Origin of the sequence: Nostoc sp. DedSLP03, assembly GCF_034530815.1 — a bacterium.
GTDB lineage: Bacteria > Cyanobacteriota > Cyanobacteriia > Cyanobacteriales > Nostocaceae > Nostoc.
In genome coordinates this window covers 1-13,516 of record NZ_JAVRCK010000060.1, presented here as the reverse complement: position 1 = coordinate 13,516, position 13,516 = coordinate 1, and the positions used below count along the sequence as shown (strand labels likewise).

Here is a 13,516-nt window from a genome sequence, read left to right as displayed (position 1 = left end):
ATTCGCTACGAATTAATAAAATGTTTGTACTAAGATAACTTGTCTTGATATTCTGCACTCGTTTCCAGGTTAAATCTGGGAACGAGAAAAATATTGATTAAATAGCAAGGATATATATGCCGTATTTACCAATCGTCTTCGTTCGTGGATATGCAGGTACACAAAAAGACGTTGAGCAAACAGTCAACGATCCATTTTATGGATTCAATAGTGGTTCAACTCATATTCGAGTAGATGAGAAGGAAAATCCTCAGAAGTTTTTTTTCGAGAGTCCATTGCTGCGGCTAATGACCGATCATGGTTATCAACCGATTGTTGACAATCAGAATGTGAGCAATCAAATTAAAAGATTGTCCGATCGACTTCATCAAACTATTTGGATCTATCGATTTTATGATATATCTACACCTAGCTTTGGCTCATCAAGTGTAGTCCGACAAGAGATGGAGGAGATAGCGAAGGGTTTAAGAGACTTGATCCAGAATGTCAAAAAAACGACGGGTGCTGATAAAATTTATCTGGTCGCCCACTCAATGGGAGGTCTTGTTTGTCGCAGCTTGATTGAAAAGATTTATCCAGAACAAGGCGAGCAAGCTGCCGATAGCATTGATAAATTCTTTACCTACGCTACACCTCATGGCGGTATTTATTTTGAGGTTGGGGGTGGCTTAATTGAAAATCTCAGGGACAGGTTTCAATTGAATAATTCTGATGACTTTGGCCCTCAACGGATGTACCAGTATTTAACACCTAATATTAAGCCAACGGCTGAGTTACCCGATAACTTTCAGCTACAACAATTACAAAGTATAGATAATGCATTTTCGCCAAGCCGCGTTTTTTCTCTAATCGGCACGAATGCACATGATTATGAAGAAGCTTTTGGTCTTTCACGCAATCTTGTTGGAGTGAAAAGTGATGGTCTAGTTCAGATTGATAAAGCTTATATCCTGGGATCTCATCGTGCTTATGTTCATCGCTCTCATGGTGGCCCTTATGGCATATTGAACTCTGAAGAAGGTTATCAAAACCTGCAACGATTTTTGTTTGGTGATATCCAGGTAAAACTCTCTCTGAGCAATGTTGAGTTAAAAGACCTGGACAAGAACTTTTATCAACTGGAAACTAGAGTGGCTTTGCGTGGTCTTCCTATTCCAATATATGAGCAAGCGATCAATCATTATTGCCCAATTACACAAGAGTTAACCCGAACAGATAAACCGATTCCGCTATTCACAGCTTTCTTAATCCCAAGAAACTCAGTCAATGATGATAATACCTGTAGATATGCTCTGCGTTTAGCACTGCATTCGTTCACAAAACAAGAGACGAATTGGTTACGCGACCATCATCTCGACCAAGTACCTTTGTGGTCTGACTATCTAATTACTGATGTTGCCGAATCAAATAGCACTTATGAGGCTAAATACAGTTGGAATTCTGAAGAAAAAGAGCCAGTAACAAAATTAAATCCAACTTCAGAATCTAGTTCAGATGTATATGTTGCGTATGTTTCTTTACCTGAACGCGGTCAAAAAGTCTTAGGAAAAAATGCAGCAGTTCGCTTGGAAATTTCCCAATGGCAATGAAGGAGGCAGGGGAGGCAGGGGAGCAGGGGAGTAGGGAGCAGGGAGCAGGGAGTAGGGGCAGGGGCAGGGAGCAGGGGAGAATAATAAATAACAAATGACAAATGACAAATAACAAATGACAAATAACAAATAACAAATAACAAAAGGAAAAATTATGCAGACTAATCGCAAACAAACGGCTCTTATTACTGGTGCATCTGGCGGCATTGGTTATGAATTTGTGAAATTATTTGCTCAGGATGGTTACAATCTTGTGTTGGTAGCTAGAAGCCTGGAAAAGCTGAATAAAATTGCCGATGAATTTAAAAATAAATTTGGCATTGATGTCAAAGTTATTTCCAAGGATTTATCTAACCCATCAGCCCCAGAAGAAATTTTTACGGAGCTAGAACAAGCATCGATTAATGTTGATGTGCTGGTGAACAATGCTGGATTTGCTACCTACGGATTATTTAACGAAATTGACCTGAATGCTGAAATGCAATTGCTACAGGTTAATGTTTTATGTCTGACACATTTAACCAAGTTATTTCTCAAAGGTATGGTTAAACGGGGGTCTGGAAAAATATTAAACCTGGCTTCCACTGCTGCTTTTCAACCAGGGCCGCTGATGGCAGTATACTACGCTAGTAAAGCTTATGTATTATCATTTTCAGAAGCGATCGCAAATGAATTAGAAGGTACAGGTGTCTCGGTGACGACGCTTTGTCCAGGCCCTACCGAATCTGGTTTTCAACAAAGAGCTGCAATGGAAGACTCAAAGTTGGTAAGCGGTCAAAAAATTATGACTGCGGAAACAGTAGCCGAAATCGGCTATCGCGGTCTATTTGAAAACAAAACTGTTGTCGTTCCTGGAATTAAAAATAAGCTACTCGCTGAATCTGTAAGATTTACTCCCAGAAAGCTAGTGACTAAACTAGTTAGAAATATGCAGGAAAGCAAGTAATAAGTGGGTCGGCGTAAATAATTAAAGCAAGGGGGAAGAACAAAAGGCGAACGCGTTGCGTCTGGGTAAGGAGAGGGAAGGTAACGAAATTAGAGGGTTTTTGCTCCCCTCTCCTCTCTTCTCTTTCAGAGACGCTAACGCGAACGAGACGCTACGCGAACGTAGGAGAGGGGTTGGGGGAGAGGTCAAAATAGCACTCGTCGAACTCACGCTAAAGCAATTAAAAAACTAAAATCGGGCAAAGCTTTTAATGGTTAAATCTGTTTGATTATTTTAATGAAAAGGTATTAACTGTCGGCTGCAACACAGTTGTTGTACTGTGCCGCAGCGATGGTTGATTTAACCCCGAACCGGGAGTGAGATGGAAAACTCAGAGCCTTGTCCCAATTGAGACTGAACTTCCAGCCGACCATCATGTTTCTCGACGACAATCTGACGGGCGATCGCCAAGCCTAACCCCGTTCCTTTGCCAACCTCTTTAGTGGTAAACAAACGCTCGAAAATCTTAGATTTAACTGATTCATTCATGCCTTTACCGTTGTCAGAAATACAAATTTCAACCGCATTTTGTTCGGATAATAATGCAGTATGAATCGCGATTTGTTGGGGATGATTTTCTAACTCTTCAAAGCTTGTTTGCTGTGCTATTTCATCGAACATATCAATCGCATTAGCCAGAATGTTCATAAACACCTGGTTAAGCTGACCGGGGAAGCAATCAATTTCAGGGATATTACCGTAGTTGCGGATAACTTTAATGGCAGGTCGATTTTCATTGGCTTTGAGCCGATACTTGAGAATCAACAGCGTACTATCTAACCCTTCGTGCAAGTTGACTTTAACTTTGTGTTCTGTATCGGCACGAGAGAAGGTACGCAGGCTGGTGCTGATGCCTTTGATACGCTCGGTTGCACCTTTCATTGAGTCAATTAACTTGGGTAAATCCTCCAACATAAACTCTAGGTCAAGTTCTTGGGACAATTCGGCCACCGCACCCGTAGGTGGCTGGTGCTGCTGATAGATGTGTAAATACTCACACAGGTCGAGTACATAATCTTTGGCATTGTTAATACTGCCGTTGAGGAAGCCGACTGGGTTATTAATTTCGTGAGCCACTCCTGCCACCAAGTTACCTAAAGCCGCCATTTTTTCGCTTTGCACAATCTGAAGCTGAGATTCTTGGAGCTGTTGAGTATATGCTTGGGCTTGCTGATAGAGACGAGCATTCTCCAGTGAAATCGCAGCTTGGGCGCACAGCAGATTCAGCACCTCAACGCGATCGCGGGTAAAGGCTCCTGTTGCTAGGTTATTTTCTAGATAGACTATGCCCAGCAACTTGCCCTGTTGCAGAATTGGGCTGCACAGCAGACTCTTGGGCTGTTGGTTTTGGATATACGCATCGCCGAGCAATAGCGGCTCTTGCGCGGCATTACTAATCACAGCAGGCTGCAAGCTGCGTTTGACTTTTGTTACTAGAGCGATCGGCACTATACCACTATCGACAAGCGACTGGGTTGGATGCAGAATCTCCGTTTCGATTTTGCCTGACTCCGTTAGTTCTGCCCTAGCCTGAACTGTGAGATTTTGCCCCTCACTCAACATCAAAGCGCACTGCGTCGCACCAGAGGTTTGCATTACTGTCAGCAAGAGAGTAGCAATTAACGGCTCAAGCTCGATTTCACTCGAAAGAGTTTGCGACGCTTTGAGGATGGCAACCAAATCCAACGAATTGGAAAGACTGGTGGAGGAAGTGCTAGTCGAGGTGACAGTTGCAGTGGAAAATAAGGTTTCGTCAATAGAAAGTGGTGTCTGCGCCCCTTGGAGGATGGGAGCTAGCAGTTGGGGATAACGAGTTTCCAAGTCAGCGAGTTTGGCTTTCGCCCCCCAGCGAGCATAGCCATAGTAGGCGTCAATCAAGTAAGCTTGGGCGATGCGCTCTTTGTTCCAATCCAGATAGAATTTTGCCGCCAGTTCATTGCCAAGGGCTGCTTCCTGAGAATAGCCATTGCTTTTGGCCCCCGCGATCGCCAAATCGTAAAATTCTATAGCTTCGGTTTTGCGATCGAGAACGCGATATTTTTCCGCTTCAACTAAATGATATTTGTGCAAGTAATTCATCGGGCCATAATCTGCCCAATCTTTTAACTTGGCTTGATTTTCTTCTATTCGCTGCCATCGCGGTTCTGACGGGGAAATTGATTCACCAGGATTAGCCAGCAAGGTCAGAGAATCATAGAAATAAAAGATTGGTTCAACGATACTTCCCATCCCGCCAGCTAAATAGTGTCGCGTTTGAGCGGCATCGTGTTGGGCTTTGGCAAAGTCTTGCAGCCAGTAATTTAAGGTGAAGCGATAAAGGTAAAAGAAAGATAGTCGGTAAAAATCGACTTTAGCTTCATCCAAAACTTTCTGTTCGTAGGCATCCTGGCGTAAGGGAATCTCTTGTTCTGACTGACCTAAGAGAATTTGCGCTGCTTGCCAGTAAGCCAAAACACAGTTTGCTGCCGTGACTTGGTGGAGGTCGGACAACTGCTGGTAATAGGCACGAATTTGGGGTTCGAGTTCAGCCAGGGGTTGACCGTACCAATACGCATTGAAGCAGTACAACTGAGCATCGTAGCCCATAAATTCTAAATTGCCAGTTTCCAACCCGGCTTGATATCCATCTAGTAGAATGGGTAGCGTGTCTTGCAGATGGATTGTCCAAGAACCCACATAAGCCCCCATTAACATAGCAGTTGCGGCTCGAATGTTTTTGGCATCGGGTTCTAAGGCGAGTTGGTATCCTAATTGCCCAAACTGAGGCACTTTTGACATGTCGCTCCACAGCATCCTCAGTTGGAAGGCGTAACCTACGTAGCAAAACGCCGAAACCGGACTGTTGCCAAATTGAATCGATAATTTGACCTGGAGCGCCACGACCAGGAAATAAAGCTTTGTGCCGGACATGTAACAAACTGGTGTCAGCCGCGCCGCATTTTGCATAATTGCTAATTGCTGCGGATCGGTCATTTTCGGCAAATGAATGAATGACTCAATGGCGCGACCCTCAATTAAAGCATCAATTTCTTGCTTCAGGAGGCGAATATCATCTAGGGTTGTTTCGTCTGGTAGGTTTACACCCAACATCCGGAAGACTGATTGACCGATCGCGATCGCCTCGACAAATTGATTGCGGGCGACCAATGCCTGAATTCTGACTTGATAAACTGGCACTCGTTCTAGAGGCGTTTTTGCACGATCGATTACCGCTTCAATCCACTCCTCCATCTGTTCAAAAGCACCAGCTAAAAAAGCGACCTCGGCAGCTAAGTCATGCAGGGATAGAGTTATTTCGTACTCCCGTTGCCAAGCATCTCCTCCGAGCAGTTGCAGCCCGACTGTGGCATATTCACGGGCGGCATGATAGGCGGTTGCGGCTCTGGCTTTGCGGCAAGCCGTGAGGTTGAGTTGGGCGAGTTCGTCCCGTTGCTGTTGTTTTCCAATCAGCGTGGTTCCATAGTTCAACTGATTGACGATTTCAAAAATGCGCTCTTCTCTAGCGGCTGGGGAAACTTGTTGCAGTAGAAGTTGTCCGATTTGGTAATGAGTCGTCTGTTTTTGCTCGTCAGGGATGAGGGAATAAGCAGCTTGCTGGACGCGATCGTGGAGAAAGCGATAGGAACAGTTAAAGGTTAATGGCTGCTGGACTTCTGCTACCTGAAGTTCTGATAGTTGGTAGAACTTATAGACATCGCTGATGGGCAAAATCACGCCTTCTTGCAAGGCTTTCCAGAGGTCGAGCGCGGTATCTTCGGGCGATCGCTCATTAACAATCGCCAGGGTAGACAAATCGAACTGAGCGCCAATGCAAGCCGCCAGTTTCAAAGCAGTCTGGGTGGCACTCGGTAATTTTTGTAACTGAAGTGCCATGAACTCGACGACATCATCGGTGAGCGTGAGTAACTTCACGGTTGCTAAGTCACATTGCCAATGTCCTGTCTGGAAATCAAAGGAAATATAGCCATCCTCATGCAGTGCTTTGAGAAATTGGGTGAGAAAGAAAGGATTCCCCTTGGTTTTTTGATAGACCAACTCCGAAAGCGGTTGAGCCAGTTCCACAGAACAACTTAGCGTATCTGCGGTTAACTGATTCACATGGATTTGGCTCAGGGGTTGTAGAGTGAGGGTATGGATAAAGGTTTGGGCTTTTTTGACCTCATCGAGCATCAGCATCAAGGGATGAGTCGGGAACACTTCGTTATCTCGATAAGCTCCGATGACGAACAGATAACCGCGATCGCGTTCTGTCAGCAGTAGCTTCAGCAAGTTTAGCGAAGCTGAATCAGCCCATTGCAAGTCATCTAAAAAAATGACCAGTGGATGCTCCCTTGTGGTGAACACCGTGATGAACTTCTGGAACAGCAGATTGAAACGATTCTGAGCCGTACTACCGGAGAGTTCTGGTACTGGGGGTTGTTGGCCGATGACCTGTTCGAGTTCCGGAATCACCTCGATGAGTACCTGGCCATTATCACCCACTGCCGCCAGGATCTTCGCTTTCCAATCAGCTAACTGTGCGTCATCACTGCTTAGAAGTTGACCCATCAGGTCGCGGAAGGCTTGTATAAAGGCACTAAATGGCAGATTGCGGTTGAACTGATCGTATTTACCTTTGATGAAATAGCCATACCAACGTACAATCGGCTTATGCACTTCATTGACGACGGCAGTTTTGCCAATACCGGAAAAACCTGCCACCAGCATCAGTTCGGAGGCTCCGTTGGCAACTCGCCCAAAAGCATCGAGCAAGCTTTGAACTTCTTGTTCTCGTCCGTAGAGTTTTTCGGGAATCAAAAAGCGATCGCTAATATCCCGTTGCCCTAAATCAAACCAGGCGAGTTTGCCCGCAACATGATATTCTTCCTGGCATCGCAACAGATCGTGCTTGAGACCGAGGGCGCTTTGATAGCGGTCTTCTGCATTCTTGGCCATCAGCTTGCAAATAATTTCACCGAGTATGATGGGCAGATCGGGATTGCGATCGCAGATAGAAGGTGGTTGTTTCGCTATATGGGCATGAACCATTTCCATTGGTTCGTCTACTGGAAATGGTAACTGTCCCGCGAGCAGTTCAAAAAAGGTAACTCCTAAAGAATAGAAATCGCTGCGATAGTCAATCCCCCGGTTCATCCGCCCGGTTTGTTCTGGTGAGATATAAGCTAGAGTGCCTTCGAGAACGTTGGGATTTTGAATCTCTTGGGTTTCACGGGGTAATAGGGAGGCAATACTAAAGTCAATCAGCTTAATCTCCCCCGTTTCTGGTTGAATCAGAATATTAGCTGGTTTAATGTCTTTGTGGATAATCCGTTGCTGATATAGCTGGTGGAGGATATCTACAATTTGCAGGGCAATTGGCCAGAATTGTTCGACACTCAAAGGGGCAACCTGAATGTAATCGCGTAGGGAGATGCCACCGATGTCTTTCATTACCAAAGCATAGCCATTTTGGTATGGTTCTAGACTCAGCGGTTGGACAATGCCTGGGATGTCGAGATTTTTTGCGATTGCATACTGATTGCGAAACTGCACCAATTCGCTGAAGCTGGGATAGTCGTGTCGCAGTAGTTTAATAATGACTGGTTTTCGATCTAATTCCCTAAGAGCGCGATGTACTAGGGTATTGGAACTCGAATAAATTAGCTCGTTTATGCGATAACCAGCGATCGTCAACATAAATCTTATTTTTATTTACAAATCTTTTTTTATGTATATAGATCGTTCCCGCTTTGAGATTATCTTTAACTTTTAGAGACAAAAGTTAATAATTATGGTCAAATTTGCGATCGCTTGCTCTAAAATTACTAGCTCAAAATGTCATTAATTAACTATAAAAAACTAAAACAACTTATACCAATTCTCTAAAATCGGGCAAAAAATATTCGCTCCAAAACTTAATGCATATATGACGCATATTATTCAAACAATTCAACATAAAATGCTTGGAAAACAAGTTTACATTTTAATTAACTCCGACAACATCTGTTCAAAAATATCTTCTAAGAATTCTGAATCCGAAGGATGGATACAGAGAAACTGGATCAGCAAGAAATTATTGGGTAGTTAGCTTTTGTTGTATATGTTTTTATATACTTTTTACTCTCAAACAATTAGTTTTTTAGTATTAACAGATAATAATTAAAATTGAGATAAATTAGTTCAGGGTAGTGAAGGGTTATTGATTTCTTTTATCGATCGTTTTCTAAATTTTTACAATTATCCATAACATTTTGATATCTTTTTTAGTTTTTATTAGACTTCTTGGCATTTGTCGGGATAAGGGGCGAGGGGAAGGGGAAAAGGTTCTGTATTGTCCCTTTCCCCTTTAACATGAGTCTTTTTTCCCCAAGAGTGCAAAAAGCACTTTTGCCGAGAGGTCTATTAGCAATTAAGCCTCCCTGCTTTTTCACTAATCTCCCTGTGGATGCTCATCCCACAAGGTTGTCAGTTCCCGTAAACTTTGATGATTGCCATTGCCCAAAATCAGATGATCTAGTACTGGAATGCCTAAAAGCTGCGCCCCTGCCAATAACTGACGCGTCAATTCTATATCTTCCTGGCTGGGTTCAAGGTTCCCAGAAGGATGGTTGTGGGCAACTATTACCCGCGTTGCGCCTTGACGAATAACTTCTCGAAAAATATCACGGGGAGAGGCTAGGGTTTCGGTTGCCGTGCCAATGGTAATTACTTGCGTACCCAACAAGCGATTCTTGACATCTAATAACACCACTGCAAAACGTTCTTGTACTTGCCACATTAAATCTTGGCTGAGGGTAGCAGCAGCAGCGAGTGGGCTATCAATTAATGTGCCATCGTTAGGGCGAGATTGAAAGGCACGTTTACCCAATTCAATTGCTGCTAAAATGCTTGTCGCCTTCGCCGGGCCAACACCAGAAATTTGCATCAATTCAGCAGGGCTAACTTCTCGCAGAACTACCAAAGGATCGCGTTGGTGTTTGGCTAATTCGCTCAAGATATATTGTCCCAAACCCACAGCCGATAGTTTTCCTGGGCCTTGACCAGTGCCTAGAAGAATTGCGATTAACTCGGCTGTGGCTAAAATTTTTGCACCATGCGTCATTAATCGCTCACGCGGACGCTCATTTGTAGGTAGGTCGGCAATTCTGAGGCAATAGGTCATATTAAACTAAGAAAATAGCACCACACATAGAACTATCCTTAGTTATCCCTCGTTTGCTCTCAAAATCATCTTTATTTGAGAAAATCTTTAACCTTGGTAAGTTTGTATGGGTAATTTCATTTGCAACTTTTAAAGGGAACACTAAAAAAAGATGATTTAGAACGATGCCTACGGCGGGAAACTACGCTATGTTCGATGATTTATTCAACAATCTCAAAGGTTTTATTGACTCTAAAATTCAAGAAGTCGGTAACGATCTGCAAAAACGCTTCGGCATTCCCGAACCCGCAGAGCCATTTGTGCTGATTCGTCGATTCACACCTGCCGATTCCACGGTGACAAAGGGATGTATTGCAATTGTCCAAGAAAGCTGGCAAATTGAAGCTTATGACGATAATAATCAGAGCTTTTTTAGGAATATTACAGATCCTTTGCGAAATGTGATCTTGTTTGAACTTGCAGAACCCGATGTCCAAGAATGTGTTTTTGCTTGTCAATTTAACGCGAAAGCGCTAAACACAGAAAAACCAATTAAAGTTAGCTTAGGTTGGCGGAGAACGGGACAATGGGGCATAATGACGAGATTATGGCCAACAGAAGTTTTACTAACGGAAGATTTTCAGCCTTACGAAGCGCGTGCCCATTTTAAAAAAGAAGCAGATGTTGCCACAGTTCAAATCAGTGTGCAATTTGAGAGTAGTGGCATTCTTCAAATTAAAGATATTGAATTGTTGCAAGCGCCCGTCAAATAACAATCATGAGCAATACCTAAAATTTTAGTAATTAGTAAACTACGCTATGTTCGACGAGCTATTCAACAATCTGACAAGTTTTATTCTCTCTAAAGCTAAGGAAACCCTTAAGGAACTAGAAAAACCCCTTGTTATTCCTGAACCCGCAGAGCCATTTGTGCTGATTCGTCGATTCACACCTGCTGATTCCACAGTAACAAAAGGAGGCATTGCAATTGTTGGAGAAAGTTGGCAAATTGAAGCTTATGACGATAATAATCAGAGCTTTTTTAGGAATAGTACAGATCCTTTGCGAAAAGTCATCTTGTTTGAAGTTGCAGAACCCAATGTCCAAGAGTGTGTTCTTGCTTGTCACTTTAATGCGAAAGCGTTAAACACAGAAGAATCAATTGCAGTAAGTTTGGGTGTAGCTAGACCACCAGAATCAGCCGGAATGAGAGCAACTTCATGGGGTAGAGGAGTTTCAGCAACGGAAAATTTTCAGCCTTACAAAGTGCGTGCCTATTTTAAAAAAGAAGCGAATGCTGCTAAAGTTCAAATAGGCGTGCAATTTGAGAGTAGTGGCATTCTTCAAATTAAAGATATTGAATTGCTGCAAGCCCCCGTCAAGTCACAATCATAAGCATCTGAGTTTCCAATCATAATTATATTACTTTGTCAAGATAGTTTTGAGAGTTTGTAGGAAGCATTTTAGTGCTTAGAAAATAAGGACTAAAGTCCTTACTACGAACTTGTTTACCATCAATTAAAACTTGACAGACGAATAGTGCGTAGTTTACCGCCGTAGGCATCGCAAAATTTAATAGCCCAATACTACAAGCGATCGCCAACCATTTAAACCCCTTCATTTTTACTAATTACTGATGAATTTGCGTTGCTTTGAGCATGTGGTAGGTAATAATCAACTGAGTCAAAGCCAGAGGATAACTTTGCAGTGTTTCTCCAGTTGTACCAGCAATTTTACCCAGTTCTGGATTACTTTCGCGATCGCAAATACTTCGTAAATGGGGCATATCAGAACAAATAATATGCTCTAGCTTATTCACCTGGTCTAAGGTGGCATGACCATCAACTTCTAAGACATCTACAGGCTTACTCATATCCCTGTCTAACCCTAGACGGATCGCTGAGTCAGAATTACCATAGCCAGAGTTGACAATCTGGGTAAAATCTGGGTGCGGAATTGTTGGACGTAGTACCAGACGTACATTCAGGTGTCCATTGGTTTCATCATCTTCCCCGGTGGGTGGGTAGAAACTGATTACTATATCAGACCATTGCCGCTGCGGACGGATAAACTCTGCTGAATCTGGTTCGCGCTTTTCTAATTCTGCTAGTACCTGTTCATCTGTGTAGCCGCGCTTTTGGGTATCCCGCTTGACTTTCCACTTTGTGCGCAGTTCTTCAGGGGGTGCAAGATAAACTTTCACGTCGTAGGAATCACGAGCACCACGGGTAGAATAACCGAGTAATCCCTCAATGATTACGAATTTATTGGGCTTGATATACTGCGGTGGCTCGAATGTGCCGGTTTTATGGCTGTAAACTGGCTTAAGAATTGGTTGTCCCGTGCGTAGCAGCGACAGATGTTGCTGCATAATATCTAAGTGATTGCAGTCGGGGTGAAGGGCAGTGATACCAATTTCTGCACGTTGTTGGCGATCGTAACGGTGATAATCATCTGTACAAATGAGCGTGACATTTTCTGGGCCGAGTACCTGAGCGATTCCTCGCGTTAGTGTTGTTTTACCAGCCGCGCTGTCGCCGACAATACCAAGAATTATTGGACGGCTCATCATAACCTCCCACAATAAAAACAACTTTAGTAATAAAATTACCTACAATAGTTTTTATTCTAGAAGGGTTTAAGCTAGTAACTCAAACAAACACTTGGTATGCAATATCTCTACACATACATAGAATAGACTTCTTGGCATTTGTCGGGGAAAGGGTAAAGGGGAAAGGAATAACAAAAAACCTTTAATATGCAAATATGCACCCTTTACCCACGAGAGTGCAAAAGTTACTTTTGCCAAGAGGTCTAATGTTTGGGCGATGCCTACGCCGGTAAATTACGCTTTTTGCATAATAATGACAATCTAAATGATTGTTAAAGTTATCTGTACGCATAAAAACTAGACATTTTCTGTTGAACCTACTCTTAGCCGCAGATATTCAATTTTGATACAAGCATCCATAACCACATTGAGTCCTGCATCTATAGCTTTTTGTGCTGATGGTTGATGCCAGATACCCAGTTGTGTCCATACAGTTTTAGCAGTGATGGAAATTGTTTCATCTACAATTTCTGGCAAGTACTCAGAACGACGAAATACGTTAACAATATCCACGGGTTCGGGTAATTCCTGGAGTGCAGCATAACTGGGTTGACCGTCAATTTCTTTAATTAGCGGGTTGACGGCATAAACTGTATAGCCTTTTTGTCGCAAGAATTGCGCGATTTGATAACTGGTGCGATCGCGTTTATCAGAGTGACCTACAATGGCGATGATTTTGGCTTGGGTCAACACCTCGCGCAGAGCGTTATCATCTTCTTTAAGGTTTGGCATGATTTAAAATATCCTGAGCGTAGGCGCAGCCCGCACTTCGGCAAGCTCAGTGACCATCGTAGACATCGCTTTGTTTATCATACTCAAAGGTAGGAGGCAGGAGGCAGAAGGGAATATTGTAAAATGCACTTTTAAGCTTGTAGTAAAAGGATTTTATAACTCCAGCAAGACAGCCCTCAGCAAGAACTGCCTCACCTTAATAAAGAGCTAAACTTAGTGCCATTCCATACTGAGTTGCATTTAAATATAATTTTGAATTCTAAAAAATCGTCCACGAGTATCAAAGACTCATCCACGAGTATCAAAGACTCGTCGGCGAGTATCAAAGACTCATCCACGAGTATAAAAGACTCGTCCACGAGTATAAAAGACTCATCCACGAGTATCAAAGACTCGTCGGCAAGTATAAAAGACTCATCGGCGAGTATCAAAGACTCGTCGGCGAGTATCAAAGACTCGTCGGCGAGTATCAAAGACTC

The 13,516-nt window shown here is 43.1% G+C and carries 8 protein-coding genes and 1 pseudogene; 4 read left to right on the top strand and 5 right to left on the bottom strand.

Annotated elements, in window-relative coordinates; translation table 11 throughout:
• The first annotated feature begins 116 nt into the window (after positions 1–116).
• Together RM368_RS24975 and RM368_RS24970 are read left to right on the top strand one after the other, a co-directional pair.
• Positions 117–1,589, top strand: coding sequence for a lipase/acyltransferase domain-containing protein (locus RM368_RS24975; RefSeq protein ID WP_322696531.1), 1,473 nt, complete (start codon positions 117–119; stop codon positions 1,587–1,589).
• Positions 1,590–1,743: 154 nt separating this feature from the next.
• Positions 1,744–2,535, top strand: a complete 792-nt coding sequence (locus RM368_RS24970) for an SDR family oxidoreductase (RefSeq protein ID WP_322696530.1) — start codon at positions 1,744–1,746, stop codon at positions 2,533–2,535.
• Between the two features lie 339 nt (positions 2,536–2,874).
• Here RM368_RS24970 and RM368_RS24965 read toward each other — a convergent pair whose 3' ends face one another.
• The gene (locus RM368_RS24965) at positions 2,875–8,250 is read right to left on the bottom strand and encodes an AAA family ATPase (RefSeq protein WP_322696529.1); all 5,376 of its coding nucleotides are present in this window, start codon (positions 8,248–8,250) and stop codon (positions 2,875–2,877) included.
• Positions 8,251–8,983: 733 nt separating this feature from the next.
• Positions 8,984–9,715, bottom strand: a complete 732-nt coding sequence (gene radC, locus RM368_RS24960; RefSeq protein WP_322696528.1) for a RadC family protein — start codon at positions 9,713–9,715, stop codon at positions 8,984–8,986.
• 188 nt (positions 9,716–9,903) lie between these two features.
• On the opposite strand from radC, the gene RM368_RS24955 reads away from it, so the two are divergent.
• A complete protein-coding gene (locus RM368_RS24955) occupies positions 9,904–10,467 on the top strand; it encodes a hypothetical protein (RefSeq protein ID WP_322696527.1) in 564 nt (187 codons plus the stop codon).
• A gap of 46 nt (positions 10,468–10,513) precedes the next feature.
• Positions 10,514–11,089: a hypothetical protein gene (locus tag RM368_RS24950; RefSeq protein WP_322696526.1), complete on the top strand. Its 576-nt coding sequence runs from the start codon at positions 10,514–10,516 to the stop codon at positions 11,087–11,089.
• A gap of 235 nt (positions 11,090–11,324) precedes the next feature.
• Here the strand turns inward: RM368_RS24950 and RM368_RS24945 are convergent, their stop codons facing one another.
• The 3 genes and pseudogenes from RM368_RS24945 to RM368_RS24935 form a co-directional block, all read right to left on the bottom strand.
• Positions 11,325–12,263 (bottom strand): phosphoribulokinase, encoded by a 939-nt coding sequence (locus tag RM368_RS24945; protein ID WP_322696558.1) that lies wholly within the window; start codon positions 12,261–12,263, stop codon positions 11,325–11,327.
• A 339-nt stretch (positions 12,264–12,602) separates the two neighbouring features.
• Positions 12,603–13,037 (bottom strand): CoA-binding protein, encoded by a 435-nt coding sequence (locus RM368_RS24940; RefSeq protein WP_322696525.1) that lies wholly within the window; start codon positions 13,035–13,037, stop codon positions 12,603–12,605.
• Between the two features lie 191 nt (positions 13,038–13,228).
• Positions 13,229–13,516, bottom strand: a pseudogene (locus tag RM368_RS24935) (hypothetical protein); the annotation flags it as partial.

What these genes read in the sequence shown, in the direction of transcription:
- RM368_RS24975 (WP_322696531.1), top strand. Translation starts at nt 117, where the DNA reads ATGCCGTATTTACCAATCGTCTTCGTTCGTGGATATGCAGGTACACAA.
- RM368_RS24970 (WP_322696530.1), top strand. Translation starts at nt 1,744, where the DNA reads ATGCAGACTAATCGCAAACAAACGGCTCTTATTACTGGTGCATCTGGC.
- RM368_RS24965 (WP_322696529.1), bottom strand. Translation starts at nt 8,250, where the DNA reads ATGTTGACGATCGCTGGTTATCGCATAAACGAGCTAATTTATTCGAGT.
- radC (WP_322696528.1), bottom strand. Translation starts at nt 9,715, where the DNA reads ATGACCTATTGCCTCAGAATTGCCGACCTACCTACAAATGAGCGTCCG.
- RM368_RS24955 (WP_322696527.1), top strand. Translation starts at nt 9,904, where the DNA reads ATGTTCGATGATTTATTCAACAATCTCAAAGGTTTTATTGACTCTAAA.
- RM368_RS24950 (WP_322696526.1), top strand. Translation starts at nt 10,514, where the DNA reads ATGTTCGACGAGCTATTCAACAATCTGACAAGTTTTATTCTCTCTAAA.
- RM368_RS24945 (WP_322696558.1), bottom strand. Translation starts at nt 12,263, where the DNA reads ATGAGCCGTCCAATAATTCTTGGTATTGTCGGCGACAGCGCGGCTGGT.
- RM368_RS24940 (WP_322696525.1), bottom strand. Translation starts at nt 13,037, where the DNA reads ATGCCAAACCTTAAAGAAGATGATAACGCTCTGCGCGAGGTGTTGACC.